The following is a 15,747-nucleotide window of genomic DNA, read 5'->3' as shown; positions in this document are numbered from 1 at the left end:
AAACCCCGGGCACGGGTGCTGACCGGCGCGATGCCATGAGGAGGGCGTCATGATTACCCTACCCCCTAGGGTAATCGCCGATGGCGATATTCGAATGCACGGATACGGTGTGGTTCGTCGGTGGCTTTGACAAATGTCAGGTCGGCGCCCCGTCCACACCTCTCATCCATTCGCCCTTCGAGGACATTTCCATGCGCATCTGGACACGAATCTCTGTTGCATCGGCCTTGCTGGCCACCGCGCTTCTGACCACCGGCTGCGGCACGGTCTCGACCATCGGCAAGCTCGAGGACGGCGCCGGTGGCGAGGCCTCCCGCATGTGGGACCGCTGGGTCGAGGGCAACGGGGACATCGCCGTCGCCACCACCTGGGAGCGCAAGGTCAAACCGGGGGTGACGGCCAAGGACGTCGAAGAAATCCTCAAGCTGGTGGCGGTGGAGCGCAACATGCGCGACGTCGGCGTGCTGCCGCTGTCCAAGGAACTCGAAGCCCGCTCGGGCAAGAAAGAGAAGCTGCTGACCGTGTACTCCTACTGCAGCCCGGCCACCGCCCGCAAGATGGTGGACTTCAGCCCGCACATGGCGGCCTACCTGCCCTGCCGCATCAGCGTGGTGGAGCACGACGACGGCAGCCTGTGGCTGTACACGCTCAACATGGACATGATGGTCAAGATGGGCCGCAAGCTGCCCTCGCCGCTCAAGGAAGAAGCCTGGGCGGTGCGCGAGACCATCTGGCAGATGATGGAACGCGCCTCCAAGGGCGAGTTCTGAGCGCCTGCCCCGCCGCGTTCCCATCCCCCCACGACCACAACGGAGACAACCCATGAACGTTCGCATGCACGTCTTGCGAGGCGCCACCCTGCTCGCGCTGGGCACCGCCCTGCCACCCGCCCAGGCCACCAACGGCTACTTCCCCCATGGTTTCGGCCTCAAGGCCAAGGGCATGGGCGGCACCGCCGTGGCCCAGTCGCACGACGCCTTCGGCGGCGTGAACAACCCGGCCTCGGTGTCCTATGCGGGCAACCGCTGGGACCTCGGGGCCGAGGTGTTCATGCCCAGGCGCAGCGCCACCGTGAGCACCCCGATGGGGGCGATGGAGGTCAAGAGTGGCAAGGACAGCTTCCTGATCCCGGAACTGGGGTTCACCACCCGGCTCTCGGGCAAGTTGTCGGCGGGTCTGACGGTCTATGGCAACGGCGGCATGAACACCGAATACCCGGCGGTGTTCCCGGGCAACAGCAACTTCATGTGCAGCAGCCCGACCAGCTGCGGCACCGGCAAGCTGGGCGTGGACCTGATGCAGCTGATCGTGGCGCCCACGGTGTCGTACGAAGTGGCCCCCGGTCACGCACTGGGTGTGTCGCCGCTGCTGGTGTACCAGCGCTTCAAGGCCCAGGGCCTGCAGGCCTTCGGCATCAACAACCCCGGCACCGACGACAGCACCGGCGTCGGCCTGCGCCTGGGCTACATGGGCAAACTCGGCGACGCGGTCACCATCGGCGCGTCCTACTCACCCAAGATCGCCATGGGCCGGTTCAAGAAGTACGAGCGCCTGTTCGCCGAGCGCGGCGACTTCGACATTCCCGAGAACTACGCGCTGGGTGTGGCGTTCCAGGTCAGTCCCGCGGTGCAGGTGGCGCTGGACTACTCGCGCATCAACTACAGCGGCGTGAAGGCCATCGGCAACGCCAGTCTGGCGAACTTCGGCAACGGCTTCGGCGCCAGCAATGGCCCGGGCTTCGGCTGGAGGGATGTGGAGGTGGTGAAGCTGGGTGTGCAGTGGCAGCTGAACCCGCAGTGGACGCTGCGCGCCGGCTACAACCAGGGCACCAACCCCGTGACTTCGCCCGATGTGTTCCTCAACACGCTGGCGCCGGGCGTCATCAAGTCGCACATCACTCTGGGGGCGACCTACAGCCTGTCGGACAAGGACGAGCTGACCTTCGCCGCCTGGCACGGCCGCAAGAACACCGTGAGCGGTTCAGCGCCGGCCCCGACCTCCATCGGCATGAGCCAGAACGGCTTCGGCCTGCAGTACAGCCGACGGTACTGAGGCGCCGCGACGGCTACCGGGGCTTCCGGTAGCTGGTCAGGTGGCCGCGACCAGCCTGCGGGCCGAGGTACAGCGGCGCCACCGTGTGCACCGACTGCGGCACGATGCCCAGCGAGGACAGGCCGGGCCACTGGCTGGTGGCGACGTTGTCGACCGCCATCGCATCAAGGTTGTCGCGGCTCATCAGCGGCTCGCCCGGCAGACACTCCATCGCCAGGGCCTGCAGGCGCCCGATGGCGGTGGGCAGCGGCAGCACCGGGCGCTCGCGGCTGCCCAGCCGTCCCGCCAGCCGGACCAGTTCGCCGAGCGTGAGCACCTCGGGTCCGGCGCATTCGAAGGTCTGGCCTATGCTGCTGCGGGGCAGGCCGGTGTCGCGCAGGCAGGCGAGCACCGCGTCGGCCACGTCCTCCACCCAGACCGGCTGGAAGCGCGTGCCGGCGCCGGCCAGCGGCATCACCGGGAACACCGACTGCAGCCGCGCGAACAGGTTCAGAAAACGGTCGCCATCACCAAAGATCACGCTGGGCCGCAGGATGCTCAGCGCCAGTCCGGCGGACCGCAGCAACTCTTCGCCGCGGGCCTTGCTGCGCTGGTACATCGAGGGCCCGTCCAGCTGGGCTCCCAGCGCGCTCACATGCACCAGCCGGCGCACACCGCTGGCCTCGCAGGCGCGGGCCAGGGTGGCGGGCAGCTGCACATGTGCCCGCTCGAAGGCGGCCTCGTTGCCGTGCAGGATGGCCACGAGGTTGACCACCGCATCGTGGCCCGCCAGCAGCCGGGTCAGCGTGGCCTCGTCGTGCACCGACGCCTCGACCACCGTCAGCCGCGGCAGGTGCTGCACGGCCGATGCGTTGGCCGCGCGGCGGGTCGGCACGGTGGTCTGCCAGCCCGCGCGCTGCAGCTTCTCGCACAGGTGGCGCCCGACGAACCCGGTGCCGCCCAGAACCAGCACCCGCTTCATGGCAGCTCCCGGTTGTAGCCGTCCGGGCGGGCGGGGGGGCCGACGACCCCGAGCCGGGCGCGCAGCGACTGCGGCTGCCCGGTGATCAGGCTCGCGTAGTGCGTGGTGTTGGCCAGCACCTTCTTCACGTAGTCGCGGGTTTCTTCAAACGGGATGTTCTCGGCCCAGACCTCTCCGGCCAGCACCGGACCCTGGCGCCAGGCGCGGGCGCGGGCCGGCCCTGCGTTGTAGGCGGCTGCGGCCAGCGGCATCGAGCCGTCCAGGTCGTCCAGCGCCAGCTTGAGGTAGGCGGTGCCGATCAGGATGTTGGTGTCGCGGTCGGTGATCTGGTGCGACTGGAAGTCGGTCAGGCCGATCTTGCGGGCGGTCCAGCGGGCCGTGGCCGGCATCACCTGCATCAGGCCCGAGGCGCCCACGCCCGAGCGTGCGTCCGTGACGAAGCGGCTCTCCTGGCGGATCAGGCCGTAGACATAGGCCGGGTCCAGCCCGATCTCGGCCGTGCGCCGCAGCACCTGCGTGCGGAACGGCATCGGGAAGCGCTGGGCCTGGTCCTGCAGGCTGCGGGTGCGCTCGCTGGTGTTGATGCAGCGGTCCCAGAGCTCGTGCTGGCAGGCCAGTGCGGCGGCGGCCAGCAGCTCGCGGTCGCCCATGCCGCCGCGCGTGTGCAGGTTGGTGGTGTAGTTCCACTCGCGCACGCCTTCGCTGCGCAGGCCCAGCCGGATGGCGGCCAGCGCACGCTGCAGCCCCGGGTGGGTCTGGATGGACGCCATCTCCTGCGGGGTGGGCGGTGCAGGCGGTGGCGGCGTGGTCACGCTGAGGCCCAGTTCTTCCAGTGCGAGCAGCTCGTAGAAGCCCTGGTGCGAGGCGATCGAGCGGTAGAGGCCGCTGGCGACGATCTGGGCCGTCAGCGCATCGGGCTCGCGCAGGGCCTGCATCGCGCGGGCGCGCCAGTAGACCCAGACCGGCTCCTGGCGCTGCGCCTCGTCCATGGCGGCGATGGCGTCCCGCACATGGCCCCAGGTGCCCGCGCGCAGCCCGGCGCGGGCTTTCCAGGCCAGGTGGTCGGGCGCCATATGGCGGTCGTTCCCGTTGGCAAACGCCGCCAGCGCATCGCCCTGCAGCGACTGGGCCATGCGCTTGCCGATCACGCCCCAGACCCAGCTGCGCTCCTCGGTGGTGAGCTGCGCCTTCCAGCGGGTGAGGTCCATCTCGCGCGCGGCGGCAGCCACGTCCTGGCTGGCCAGCCGGATGAGGGCCAGCGTCACCAGTTCCTTGGTGCGCGGCCGGATGGCGGTGAACTTTTCGTCGAGGTAACGCGCGGGGTCGTTGGCGATGGCATGCACCATCGGCACCCAGTCGGGGTTGAGCAGGTTCACCGCCTGCACCGCGGCCGCCGTGCGGCCGGCTTCCATGGCCAGGCGTGCCCGCTGCCAGGCGGCCTCGGGCCGCAGGTGGCCGCTGTCCAGGAAGGCCTTGGCCGCGGTGGCGCAGGCGTCGTCGGCCTCGCGCTGCGCATGCCAGAGGCGGGCCACCTCCTGCGCGGCCTCTTCCGACGGCTTGCGGCGGGCCGCGGCGTCCAGCATCAGCGCGTAGCACTGCACCTGGCGGTCGTCGTTCATGCGGTAACGCGGCAGCTCGGCCTCGAAGGTGGCCCAGTCGCGCTGCTTGCCCAGCTGCAGCAGCCAGTCGTTGCGCAGCCGGTCTTCCCAGTAGCTGCCGGCCATGCGGTCCATGGCGGCGCGGATCTCCGCGGCCGGTGCCGATTCCAGGCGGGCCCTGGCCTCCCAATACACCGCCACCGGTTCGAGCACGTGGCCTTGCACCCGCCACAGCAGGGCGGTCAGGGTGGGGGTGGCATTGCGCCGGAAGGCGTCGCGCATCTCCAGCAGGGCAGCGTCCGCGCTGGTCTGGGCCAGGACCGGTCCCTGCATCAGCAGCGCGGCCATAATGGGCAACAGCCCCTGTTTCACGCGCATCAATCTCATGCGTCGATTATGGACAACAAGCCCTCCAGCTCCGCGAAAGACCCGGCCTCGCAAGGCCCCAAAACCGCCTGGCGCAAGCAGCTGATCGACAAGCGGCAGAATCTCGCGGATCGCGCCTGGCGCAACGATCTGCTGCAGCGCGTGATGCGGGTCTGGCTGATCCACCGCCCCGACACCGTGATCGGCGCCTACTGGCCGATCAAGGGTGAGTTCGACCCGCTGCCGGCGCTGTTCCGCTGGCAGGAGGCCGGCCTGGAGGAAGACGCGCAGAGCGCGGCGCGGCACCGCCGCATCGGACTGCCGGTGGTCAACAAGGTCGACAAGACGCTCACCTTCTACAGCTGGTACCCCGGCTGCCCGATGGAGGAAGACGCCTTCGGCATTCCCAAGCCCAAGGACACCGAGATCATCGAACCGACGCTGATTTTCGTGCCCTGCGTGGGGTTCGGGCCGGGCGGCTACCGGCTGGGCTACGGCGGCGGTTTCTACGACCGCACCCTGGCCTCGCTGCGGCCCAAGCCCTTCACCGTCGGCCTGGGCTACGACTTCGCCTACCTGCCGGACCTGGAGCCCGAGACCCACGACGTGCCGCTGGACGCGATCCTGGCGGACACTGGCGTGATGTGGCCGCTCAAGGGCTGACGGCCGTGAGCGGCCTGCAGCACCAGTGGGTGCACATCGCCTACCGCGAAACCAGCGCCTTCACCGAAACCTACGGCTTTTCGGGCAGCCAGGGGGCGGTCAACCTTGAAGGGCTGCTGATCAGCGCGCCTGGCGCTTCGCGCGAGGTGGTGTTCCTGATGATGCACCCCAGCTCGACGCTGCAGCTGCTGCCGCTGCCGCCCGCGCTGGCCGCGGCCGGCCACCCGGTGCTGTGCATGGGCAGCCGCTACGCGAAGAACGACACCGCGCTGATCATGGAGAAGGTGCTGCTGGACATGGGCGCCTGCGTGCGCCATGCGAAAGAGGTGCTGGGCTTCCGTCGCGTGGTGCTGATGGGCTGGTCGGGCGGCGGCTCTCTGGCGCTGTTCTACCAGTCGCAGGCCGAGCAGCCGACGATCACGCACACGCCCGCGGGCGACCCGGTCGACCTGGTGGGCGCCGGGCTGATCCCGGCCGACGCGGTGGTGCTGGAGGCGGCTCACCGCTCGCGCGCCCAGTGCCTGCGCGACTGGATCGACCCGTCCGTGTTGGATGAGGCCGACCCGGACCGGCGCGATCCGGCGCTGGACCTCTATTCGCCCGACCTGCCGGTGAAGCCGCCGTACCCGGCCGACTGGCTGGCGGCGTACCGCGCGGCGCAGCTGGCGCGCATGAGGCGCATCACCCAGCGCGTGAAAGAGACGCTGGCGGAATTGAAGCGCCGCGGCGGCGCCGAACTGGAGCGTGGCTTCGTCACCCACCGCACGCTGGCCGATCCGCGCTTTCTTGACGGGGCCATCGACCCCAACGGGCGCCCGGTGGGGCGTTGTTACCTCGGGGTGCCCGAGACGGTGAACACCGGGCCGGTGGGCATGGCGCGTTTCTCGACGCTGCGCGCCTGGCTGTCGCAGTGGTCCATCGACGACTCGCGCGCCGATGGCGAGGCCTGTGCGCGGCGGGTCACGGTGCCCTTGCTGGCCATCGAACACGGCGCCGACGACGCCGTGCCGCAGCCCGACATCGGGATCATGTTCGCGGCCGCCGGCAGCGCCGACAAGCAGATGCGGGTGATCGCAGGCGCCAACCACTACTTCCAGGGCCAGCCGGAGCAGCTGCAGCAGGGCGTGGCGCTGGTCAGCGGCTGGACCCGCGAACGTTTCGGCTGAGGCCCCGCGCCAGGCTCCCGGCTCAGGGGTGTTCTGCGTTGGCGTGCACCTCGCTGATGCGCTTCTCGCGCCGCACGAGGTAGAGCCCGCTGCCGATGATGATGGCGGCGCCGAACCAGGTGTGGGCCTCGGGCAGGGTCTGCCAGATCAGCCAGTCCAGCGCCACGCCCCAGGCCAGGGCGGTGTATTCGAACGGCGCCACGGCGCTGGCCTGCCCGCTGCGGAAGGCCTCGTTGATGGTGAGCTGGCCCAGAAAGCCAGTGACCGCCAGCGCCAGCAGCAGCGCGGCGTGGTCCATCTGCACCGGCTTCCACTGGGACCAGGCCAGCAGGCCGCCGCCGACGCTCATGAAGATCATCATGGTCAGGATCAGCGACTCGGTGCTGTCGGTGCGGCTGAGCAGACGACCCGCGACAGCGGCCACGGCGTAGCACAGGGCCGCCGTCATCACGGCCAGACCGCCGGGCGTGGCAAAGCCGGCCTGCAGGTCGCCGCCGCTGGGCCGGATCGCCAGCAGCACGCCGATGAAGCCGACGCCGATGGCCCACCAGTGCGCTTTGGGCACACGCTCCTTGAGCACCGGCACCGACAGCGCGGTGATCAGCAGCGGCGCGATGAAGAAGATGGTGTAGGTGGCCGACAGCGGCAGTTCGCTCACGCCGCGCGTGAACAGCGCGAGCATGGTGATGCCCAGGCAGCCGCGCAGGATGTGCAGCGACCAGCGCAGCTTGCGCAGCCGGCCCCAGCCGCGGCGCCACTGGATCCATGCCAGCACCAGCGGCAGCGCGGTCAGCCCGCGCAGACAGGCCATCTGCAGCGGCGGGTAGTGCGCCGAGAGGGTCTTGAGCACCGCGTCCATGAGCGAGAAGAACATCACCGCCAGCATCATGTTGACGATGCTGCGGAGATTGCCTTGGGCGTGCTGGGCGGCGGAGGTCATGGGCGAAGAGGCAAAGCGGCGCAGTGTGCACCAGCCGCGGGCTGCGGCGGGCGCCACTGGGGGTCAGTCGATATGGTCCACCGTGTCGGGGTCGGGCAGGTCGCCAATCGCCTGGCGCGTTCGCTCGGCCTCGCGCAGCAGCCAGTCGCAGAAGGCCTTGACCTCGGGGCGCGTCTTGCTGCGCGGCGCCAGCACCAGCCAATACACCAGGGGCGAGTCCAGCCGCATGCTGGGCAGCGGCTCGACCAGGTCGCCGCTGGCCAGGCTCTCGGCCACCAGGGGCATGCGCGCCAGGGCCACGCCCTGGCCGGTGAGGGCGGCCTGCACGATCTGGCTGGCGTAGTTGAAGTACAGCCAGCGCTGTGGGCTCAGGCGCGCCTTGCTGCGCGCCCGCGCGTTGCCGGTGGGCGTCGGCGCGTAGTGGTCCAGCCAGCGCTGCCAGGTCAGGTATTCGAGGTGGCGCGTGCGGTGCGCGTCGCCGGCCTCGATCAGCGTGACCTTGGCCAGGTCGTCCAGCGTGGCGATGCGGTGCTCGCGCAGCAGCCAGGGGCTGGCGACGGGCGTGAGCTGTTCGCCGAACAGCCGGATCGCGCCAGCAGGGATGGTTTCGGGCACGGCGTAGCGCAGCGCCATGTCGACGTCGGCGGTGGCCAGGTCGACCGCGGCGTCGGTGGCGTCGATGCGGATGTCGATGTCCGGGTGCTCGCGCTGGAAGGCCTCCAGGCGCGGAATCAGCCACATCGAGGCGAACGAGGCCCAGGTGGTGATGGCCACGCTGCGGCGCCCGGCGCTCTGCCGGATCTGCCTCACCGCCGCATCAATCCGCTCCAGCGCCGAACCCGCCGCGCGCAGCAGGATGGTGCCGGCGCCGGTGAGTTCGACCGAGCGTGTGTGGCGCAGGAACAGGGCCGAGCCGACCTCGTCCTCCAGCGACTGGATCTGCCGGCTGACCGCGCTCTGCGTGAGGGAAAGCTCCTCGGCCGCGGCGCGGAAGTTGAGGTGGCGGGCCACCGCCTCAAAGGCGCGCAGGTGGCCGGCCGAGATCGGCCGGGTGCGCGGATGGCTGGGTGTGAGGGCCTGAGACATGGGCGGACAGGGTGGACTGGATTGATGCGATGAGGGAATCAATAGCTTAGCCCCATTTCATTGGACGTGCGGCGCTGCAGCACAGAAGATGACGCCCATGCTGTCGTCACTGGAGTCCGTCATGTCCTCATCTGCTGCTTCCACTGTGTCCTCGTTCCGTCCGGCCGGCGGCTGGCGCCTGCACCCCGGCCACGCCATGAGCCTGCGCCCGCAGGAAACCTCGGTGCTGCGCATCCACCGCGGCCCGGTGTGGGTGACCCTGGGCGAGCCGGGCGCCCCGTCGCCGCAGGACTCGGGCGACCGCTTCCTGATGGCCGGCGAGTCGATGGTGGTGCCCGCCGGCGCCCGGCTGGTGATGGAGCCGCTGTCGCGGCGCGAGTCGGACGGGCCGGTCTGCTTCGACTGGTCGGGCGCCGCGCAGGCGCAGGACAGCCGCTTCGGCCGCGAGGTTCGGGCGCCGCTGCACGAGGCGGCCACGGCCTTCGGCCAGGCGGCCTGGGCCCTCGTCCGGGTGGTGCGCGGCCTGCTGGGCTACAGCGAGTTCCTGGTGGCCGGCCGCGGTCGCGTGCTGTCGCCGCTGGAGTGCATGCGCTGACAGACCCCGTTCGGGAAGCGCTCAGGAGCGCTTCGCCCGGCGGGGCGCTGGCTGGCGCGCCGCCACCGCCGCCTGCAGCGCCAGCCGCGCCCAGGGCGCCATCAGCGCCGGCGATTCGAGGGCTTCCTCGGGCGGCGTGTGGTAGTGCAGGCTCATGGTCTTGCCCCGGGCCTCGTACTCGAATGCCCGGGCGCCCTCGGCCAGGAAACGCGGCGCGGTCTCGGCGTTGGTCTTGAGGAACAGCGTGTCCCAGGCAATGATCGCCACGTTCATGCCGTCCACCGCCAGGCCGTAGCCCCCGAACATGCGCGTCGCCTGGACCGGGCCCAGGCACGACAGCATCTCGCAGGCGTGGAGGACAAACGGGTCGGTGATGGGTTTCGTCGCCATGGGCGCATCGTAGACAAGCCCGCGGGGGTGGACAATCTCCATATGGCCCGCCCCAAGTCCGCTACCCACGATCTCAAACGCGAGGAAATCCTCGATGTCGCCGCCCAGTGTTTCGCGCGCCAGAGCTTCCCGGCCGCGAGCATGAACGACATCGCCACCGCCTGCGGCACCAGCAAGGCGCGGCTCTACCACTACTACGAGAGCAAGGAAGCGATCCTGTTCGACCTGCTGGACCGCTACACCCAGCGCCTGCTGGCGCTGATCGGCGAGGCCGAGGCCCATGCCCAGCGCCAGAACCTCAGCGAGCGCGAGGCCCTGCACGCGCTGGTGCGGTCCTTCCTGGCGGAATACGAAAGCTCGGCCACGCGCCATGTGGCCCTGGTGTCCGACACCAAGTTCCTGGGCGACACCCAGCGCGAGCTGATCCTCAACCGCCAGCGCGACGTGGTGGCGGCCTTCACCCGCTTCATCAAGCGCGCCTACCCCGGTCGTGTGACGCCGGCCAACCAGACCGCGCTGACCATGATGCTGTTCGGCATGATCAACTGGACCTTCACCTGGCTGCGTCCCGGCGGGCCCATGAGCTACGCCGCCTTTGCCGACGAGGTGGTGGCGGTGCTGGAGCAGGGCCTGGGTGGCTGACCCTGTGGATGCATGGGGTTAGTGATTTACCCATCCGTAATTAATTTCGATTAGGTAAAATTCTTCGGTTCGCGCTCCGGCGCCCGATGTCGACCATTCCCACAGGAGACCTCCCCATGAGCAAAGCCTTCGCCTCCCAGGCCGATCTGCAGGACAAGAAGACCACGTTCGAACAGCTGAGCCCGCACTGCTGGGCCTACACCGCCGAGGGCGATCCGAACTCGGGCGTCATCATTGGCGACGAATTCATCATGGTCAGCGACGCCACCGCCACCCCGGCCATGGCCAAGGACCTGATCCGGCAGATCCGCACCGTCTCCGACAAGCCGATCAAGTACGTGCTGCTGACCCACTACCACGCGGTGCGCGTGCTGGGTGCCAGCGCCTACTTCGCCGAAGGTGCGACCGAGATCATCGCCAGTCAGGGCACGCTGGAGCTGATCCAGGAGCGTGGCGAACAGGACATGAAGAGCGAGATGGAGCGCTTCCCGCGCCTGTTCCGCGGTGCCGACTCGGTGCCGGGCCTGACCTGGCCGACCATGGTGATCGGCGGCGGCGACCCGACCCAGGGCGAAAAGCCTGGCAAGCTGTCGATCAACCTGGGTGGCGTGGTGGTGCAGATCTGGAGTCCGGGCCACGGCCACACGCGCGGCGACACCATCGCCTGGGTGGAAGACGAGAAGGTGCTGTTCAGCGGCGACCTGGTCGAGTACGAAGCCGGCGTCTACACCGGCGACGCCCAGCTGGAAGAGTGGCCTGCCACGCTCGAAGCGCTGCGCGCGTTGAACGCCGAGTTCATCGTGCCCGGCCGCGGCGAGGCCATGAAGGGCAACGCCAACGTGAACAAGGCGCTGGACTACACCAAGCGCTGGGTCACGACCCTATTCCAGGCCGGCAAGGAAGCCGTGGCCGCCAGGATGGACCTCAAGGCCGCCATGGCCCACACCCGCCAGAGCATGGACCCGGTGTTCGGCCACGTGTTCATCTACGAGCACTGCCTGCCGTTCGACGTCAGCCGCGCCTACGACGAGGCCAGCGGCATCAAGAACCCGCGCATCTGGACGGCCGAGCGCGACATGGAGATGTGGAAGTCGCTGCAGGCCTGAGGTCGCACCGACGAAAAAAAAGCCGCTGTGAACACAGCGGCTTTTTTGTTGCGTGTGAGAGGGCTACTGCGTCGTCGTGGTCGTGGTGGAGGTGGAGGTGGTGTCCTCGGTGTCGCTGGTCGTGTCCACGATCACCAGCGCCTCCTTTACCTCCAGCTGGTCCTCGACGGAGGCCTCGCGGCCCGCGCTGTCGGTCACGGTGAGCTTGATGGTGTAGATGCCGGCCTTGTCGTAGGTGTGGGTCACGGTTTCGCCCTTGGCGGTGCTGCCGTCGCCAAAGCTCCACGACCAGCCCACGGCCACATTGCCCTCGGGCATGTTGGACACCACCGATCCGGACGCGTCGAAGGTCAGCTCGGTACCGGCCCGCGCGGTGCTGGGGGTGACGTCGTAAATCGGCACCGGCAGACAGCCGGTGAGCGCCAGCGCCGTGAAGCTCGCCAGCAGGAATTTCGAGAAGGTCAGGTTTCTGAACGTTGTCATGTGTGGCTCCCGGATCGGTGGCCAACGATGGTAATCCCATTCGGGGTCCGGGAGCTACCGCACAAGGGCCGACAATCGTGTATCGATCTGTAGCCTCCTCATGTCGCCTGCGCTGTCTTCCTTTGTCTCGTCGCCCTCGGAATGGGGGGTGGTTCTGGTCTTCGCCACCGTCTATCTGGGCATGTTTCTCGGCGGTCTGCCGCGCCTGAAACTGGACCGGTCCGGCGTGGCGCTGCTGGGCGCCATCGCCGTGATCGCGATTTCCGGCATGGCGGTGGAGGACGCGGCCCGGTCGGTGGACCTGCCGACCATCGTGCTGCTGTTCGCCTTCATGGTGGTGTCGGCCCAGATGCGGCTGGGCGGCTTCTACACCGAGGTCACGCGTCGGGTGGGGGCGCTGCCGCTGTCGCGGGCCGGCCTGCTGGCCGCGCTGATCGTGGTCGCTGGCGGGCTGTCGGCGGTGTTTTCCAACGACATCGTCTGCCTGGCCATGACGCCGGTGGTCGCGCGCCTGTGCCTGCAGCGCGGCCTCAACCCGCTGCCGTTCCTGATCGGCCTGGCCTGCGCCGCCAACATCGGGTCGGCCGCCACGCTGATCGGCAACCCGCAGAACATGCTGATCGGTTCCGTGCTGCGCCTGCCGTTCGACGGCTACATGCGGCAGGCCCTGCTGCCCGTGGGCATCAGCCTGGCGCTGCTCTGGCTCTGGCTGGCCTACGGTCCCGGGGCGCGTGTGGGGGCTGCTGCGGCGGTTCGGCCGGCCAGCGGCACGGGGCGGGCCGAAGACGAACCGCCGTTCGACCGCTGGCAGACGGCCAAGGGGCTGACCGTGGCGCTGGTGCTGATGGTGGTGTTCCTGGCCACCGGCTGGCACCGCGACGTGGCCGCGCTGGTGGGGGCGGCCGTGCTGCTGCTCAGCCGCCGTTTCCATTCCGCGGATGTGATGGGCTCGGTCGACTGGCAGCTGCTGCTGCTCTTCATCGGACTGTTCATCGTCAACCACGCGTTCGAGCAGACCGGACTGGCGGCCGAGGCGGTCGCCTGGCTGGCCACCCAGGGTGTGCACCTGACCGACCCGGGCACCCTGCTGGTGCTGGGCACGGTGCTGTCCAACCTGGTGTCCAACGTGCCGGCGGTGATGCTGCTGCTGCCGCACCTGGGGGCCGACCCTCAGCAGGCCGGCGCCCAGCTGGCGCTGGTGAGCACCTTTGCGGGCAACCTGCTGCTGGTGGGTTCGATCGCCAATCTGATCGTGGCCGACCTTGCGGCCCGGGAGGGCATCGTGCTGGACTGGAAGCGGCACGTGGTCACCGGCCTGCCCGTGACCCTGATGTCGCTGGCGGTGGTCTGGCTGCTGGCCTGAGTTTCAGTGCTGCGCGGTGAGCGAACGCAGGTCGAGCTCGTAGTCCTTGAGCACGCGCACGGCGTGCTGCCGCTGTTCCGCCGTGGTGGTGTTGTGCAGGGCGGCGAACTGCTCGCAGGCATTGCGCACCAGGCTGTCGCTGTAGGCGGCGAAGCCGGGCAGGGGCGACTGCATCACGCGGTCGTGCCAGCGGCGCAGCGCGGTGGTGGCGGTGGCCACGGTGGCGCCGCGCTCGGTCTGCAGTTCGCGCAGGGTGCGGATCAGATCGGTCTGGCGGCGCAGGCGCTCGGTGTTCACCCGCTGGGCGTCGAACGGCGAACTGCGGATGCGCTCGCGCAGCAGGGCCAGCTGGGCATTGCTCAGGTCGCCGTACAGGGGTTCGTAGCGGTCCAGGGCGCGGTCCATCAGGTTGTCGATCCGCTCCTCGCTGCTGACGCGGATGTACTTTTCCTCGAACTCCCGGTTGTTCTTGTCGTATTTCTTCTGCAGATGCTGCAGTTGGGCCGGTGTCAGGGTCAGGGCCAGCCGCGCCATCGGCTCCAGGCTGCGGTCGACCATGCGCAGGTAGGCGCCGCGCAGGGCATCGAACTGGGTGCAGGCGAGGTCGGCGCTGCTGTCGGTCTGGGCCATCTGCTGCCACTGTTGCAGGCGCTGGATGTAGCCGGGCAGTTCCGCTGTGCGGTGCCAGGCGAAGAAGGCATCGATGTCGCGCCGCAGCTGGCCTGTCTGCGCCTCGTTCAGGTCGGCATAGCCGTCGATCCACCAGTAGCCCAGGCTGGGCGCCTGGTTGTAGGCCAGGCGCAGCGCGCTGCAGCCCACGAGCACGAGCGAGAGCAGGCCCAGTACCAGGGCGCGCGCGATAATCCGCGCCATCGAAGAGGTGCCCTTGTCGGCCTCAGGAAAGGTGTTCATGTCGTTCCCTGTGGATGTGGTGGTGATGGCGGCCGGCAAAGGCACGCGCATGAAGAGCAGCAGGCCCAAAGTGTTGCATCGTCTGGGCGGTCGTGCACTGGCCCAGCATGTGATCGACACGGCCGCCCGGGTATCGGCGCGTTCGGTGGTGGTGATCACCGGTCACGGCGCCGCACAGGTGGAAGTCGGCCTGGTCGCTCCGGCATTGGAGTCGGGTGAAGCGCTGAAGTTGCAGTTTGTGCGGCAGGAGCCGCAGCTGGGCACCGGTCATGCGGTGCAGCAGGCGGTGCCGGTGCTGCCCGACGACGGTGTGACCCTGGTGCTCTCGGGCGACGTGCCGCTGACCCGGCCCGAAACCCTGCAGGCGCTGCTGAACCTCAGCGGCGGGCAGCGGCTGGCGCTGCTGACGCTCGACATGCCCGACCCCACGGGTTACGGACGCATCGTGCGCGCAGCCGACGGTTCGGTGACCGCGATCGTCGAGCACAAGGACGCCAGCGAGGCGCAGCGCGCGATCACCGAGATCTACAGCGGCATCATGGCCGTGCCCACGCAGCTGCTGCGCGGCTGGCTGGCGCGCCTGGACAACCGGAACGCCCAGGGCGAGTACTACCTGACCGACGTGGTGAAGTTCGCGGTGGCCGACGGTGTGGCCGTGCAGGCGCACCGCATCTCGGATGCGCTGCAGGTGGCGGGCGTCAACAGCCCGGCGCAACTGGCCGAGCTGGAGCGCGCGCACCAGCGGCGCGTGGCCGAGGCGCTGATGGAGCAGGGCGTGCGACTGGCCGATCCGGCGCGGCTGGACGTGCGCGGCGCACTGCTCTGCGGACAGGACGTGGAAATCGACGTCAACTGCGTGTTTGAAGGCCGCGTGGAACTGGGCGCCGGGGTGCGCATCGGTGCGAATTGCGTGATCGCCAACGCGGTGATCGGTGCCGGTGCGGTGATCCACCCGTTCACCCACATTGAAGGCGAGAAAGCCGGCGTGTCGGTCGGCGAAGGCGCACTGATCGGCCCGTTTGCCCGCCTGCGGCCGGGCGCCCGGCTGGGGCGCGAGGTGCACATCGGCAACTTTGTCGAGGTCAAGAACTCCACGCTGGCCGACGGCGCCAAGGCCAACCACCTGGCCTACCTGGGCGATGCGAGCGTGGGCGAACGGGTGAACTACGGCGCCGGCAGCATCACTGCCAACTACGACGGCGCCAACAAGCACCGCACGGTGATCGAAGCCGACGTGCATGTGGGCAGCAACTGCGTGCTGGTGGCACCGGTCACGATCGGCGCTGGAGGGACGGTGGGGGGCGGCTCGACCATCACCCGCGACACGCCGCCGGGCGCGCTGAGCGTGGCGCGCGGGCGCCAGGCGGTGATTCCGAACTGGCAGCGGCCCGCGAAGAAAAAGGGTTGATCGGGTCGGGCGGCCC

The 15,747-nt window shown here is 69.3% G+C and carries 16 protein-coding genes; 9 read left to right on the top strand and 7 right to left on the bottom strand.

The features are described 5' to 3' along the window. The first annotated feature begins 191 nt into the window (after positions 1-191). Both HPS01S_RS10315 and HPS01S_RS10310 read left to right on the top strand, forming a co-directional pair. Positions 192-770 carry a DUF302 domain-containing protein gene (locus HPS01S_RS10315; protein ID WP_066155021.1) on the top strand — a complete coding sequence of 193 codons (579 nt, stop codon included), beginning with the start codon at positions 192-194 and terminating at the stop codon, positions 768-770. Between the two features lie 52 nt (positions 771-822). Further along, positions 823-2,052: an OmpP1/FadL family transporter gene (locus HPS01S_RS10310; RefSeq protein WP_218016595.1), complete on the top strand. Its 1,230-nt coding sequence runs from the start codon at positions 823-825 to the stop codon at positions 2,050-2,052. A gap of 13 nt (positions 2,053-2,065) precedes the next feature. On the opposite strand, the gene HPS01S_RS10305 is transcribed toward HPS01S_RS10310, so the two are convergent. Both HPS01S_RS10305 and HPS01S_RS10300 read right to left on the bottom strand, forming a co-directional pair. Further along, entirely contained in the window at positions 2,066-3,013 is a 948-nt protein-coding gene (locus HPS01S_RS10305; protein ID WP_066155018.1) for a complex I NDUFA9 subunit family protein, read from the bottom strand. Further along, a complete protein-coding gene (locus HPS01S_RS10300) occupies positions 3,010-4,998 on the bottom strand; it encodes a lytic transglycosylase domain-containing protein (RefSeq protein WP_066155015.1) in 1,989 nt (662 codons plus the stop codon). Before HPS01S_RS10300 ends, HPS01S_RS10305 begins: the two co-directional genes overlap by 4 nt. A gap of 9 nt (positions 4,999-5,007) precedes the next feature. Between HPS01S_RS10300 and HPS01S_RS10295 the strand changes: the two genes are divergently transcribed. Together HPS01S_RS10295 and HPS01S_RS10290 are read left to right on the top strand one after the other, a co-directional pair. Beyond that, positions 5,008-5,640: a 5-formyltetrahydrofolate cyclo-ligase gene (locus tag HPS01S_RS10295; RefSeq protein ID WP_066155012.1), complete on the top strand. Its 633-nt coding sequence runs from the start codon at positions 5,008-5,010 to the stop codon at positions 5,638-5,640. After that, positions 5,622-6,806 (top strand): alpha/beta hydrolase, encoded by a 1,185-nt coding sequence (locus HPS01S_RS10290; protein ID WP_218016594.1) that lies wholly within the window; start codon positions 5,622-5,624, stop codon positions 6,804-6,806. The genes HPS01S_RS10295 and HPS01S_RS10290 overlap by 19 nt, the downstream gene beginning before the upstream one ends. Positions 6,807-6,828: 22 nt before the next feature. Here the strand turns inward: HPS01S_RS10290 and HPS01S_RS10285 are convergent, their stop codons facing one another. Both HPS01S_RS10285 and HPS01S_RS10280 read right to left on the bottom strand, forming a co-directional pair. Next, positions 6,829-7,746 (bottom strand): DMT family transporter, encoded by a 918-nt coding sequence (locus HPS01S_RS10285; protein WP_066155406.1) that lies wholly within the window; start codon positions 7,744-7,746, stop codon positions 6,829-6,831. Positions 7,747-7,809: 63 nt separating this feature from the next. Then, positions 7,810-8,832 carry a LysR substrate-binding domain-containing protein gene (locus HPS01S_RS10280; protein ID WP_066155008.1) on the bottom strand — a complete coding sequence of 341 codons (1,023 nt, stop codon included), beginning with the start codon at positions 8,830-8,832 and terminating at the stop codon, positions 7,810-7,812. Between the two features lie 121 nt (positions 8,833-8,953). On the opposite strand from HPS01S_RS10280, the gene HPS01S_RS10275 reads away from it, so the two are divergent. Further along, positions 8,954-9,427, top strand: a complete 474-nt coding sequence (locus tag HPS01S_RS10275; protein WP_169803938.1) for a DUF2917 domain-containing protein — start codon at positions 8,954-8,956, stop codon at positions 9,425-9,427. Positions 9,428-9,448: 21 nt separating this feature from the next. Here the strand turns inward: HPS01S_RS10275 and HPS01S_RS10270 are convergent, their stop codons facing one another. Next, positions 9,449-9,817: a TfoX/Sxy family protein gene (locus HPS01S_RS10270; RefSeq protein ID WP_066155403.1), complete on the bottom strand. Its 369-nt coding sequence runs from the start codon at positions 9,815-9,817 to the stop codon at positions 9,449-9,451. A gap of 42 nt (positions 9,818-9,859) precedes the next feature. Here HPS01S_RS10270 and HPS01S_RS10265 point away from each other — a divergent pair, with 42 nt between their 5' ends. After that, a complete protein-coding gene (locus tag HPS01S_RS10265) occupies positions 9,860-10,459 on the top strand; it encodes a TetR/AcrR family transcriptional regulator (protein ID WP_066154999.1) in 600 nt (199 codons plus the stop codon). Positions 10,460-10,575: 116 nt separating this feature from the next. Next, a complete protein-coding gene (locus HPS01S_RS10260; RefSeq protein ID WP_066154996.1) occupies positions 10,576-11,565 on the top strand; it encodes an MBL fold metallo-hydrolase in 990 nt (329 codons plus the stop codon). 63 nt (positions 11,566-11,628) lie between these two features. Here HPS01S_RS10260 and HPS01S_RS10255 read toward each other — a convergent pair whose 3' ends face one another. Continuing rightward, entirely contained in the window at positions 11,629-12,048 is a 420-nt protein-coding gene (locus tag HPS01S_RS10255; protein ID WP_066154992.1) for a PKD domain-containing protein, read from the bottom strand. A gap of 100 nt (positions 12,049-12,148) precedes the next feature. On the opposite strand from HPS01S_RS10255, the gene HPS01S_RS10250 reads away from it, so the two are divergent. After that, on the top strand, positions 12,149-13,411 hold the full coding sequence (locus HPS01S_RS10250) for an SLC13 family permease (RefSeq protein ID WP_066154989.1): 1,263 nt from the start codon (positions 12,149-12,151) through the stop codon (positions 13,409-13,411). Between the two features lie 3 nt (positions 13,412-13,414). Here the strand turns inward: HPS01S_RS10250 and HPS01S_RS10245 are convergent, their stop codons facing one another. Continuing rightward, a complete protein-coding gene (locus tag HPS01S_RS10245; RefSeq protein ID WP_066154986.1) occupies positions 13,415-14,323 on the bottom strand; it encodes a DUF6279 family lipoprotein in 909 nt (302 codons plus the stop codon). Here HPS01S_RS10245 and glmU point away from each other — a divergent pair. Then, positions 14,322-15,731, top strand: coding sequence for a bifunctional UDP-N-acetylglucosamine diphosphorylase/glucosamine-1-phosphate N-acetyltransferase GlmU (gene glmU, locus HPS01S_RS10240; protein WP_066154983.1), 1,410 nt, complete (start codon positions 14,322-14,324; stop codon positions 15,729-15,731). The two genes, HPS01S_RS10245 and glmU, sit on opposite strands and share 2 nt — an antisense overlap. Positions 15,732-15,747: the final 16 nt, after the last annotated feature.

Source organism: Hydrogenophaga pseudoflava NBRC 102511 (assembly GCF_001592285.1).
Classification (GTDB): domain Bacteria; phylum Pseudomonadota; class Gammaproteobacteria; order Burkholderiales; family Burkholderiaceae_C; genus Hydrogenophaga; species Hydrogenophaga pseudoflava.
The sequence above is the reverse complement of the archived record's forward strand: the minus strand, read 5'-3'. Positions and strand labels throughout refer to the sequence as shown.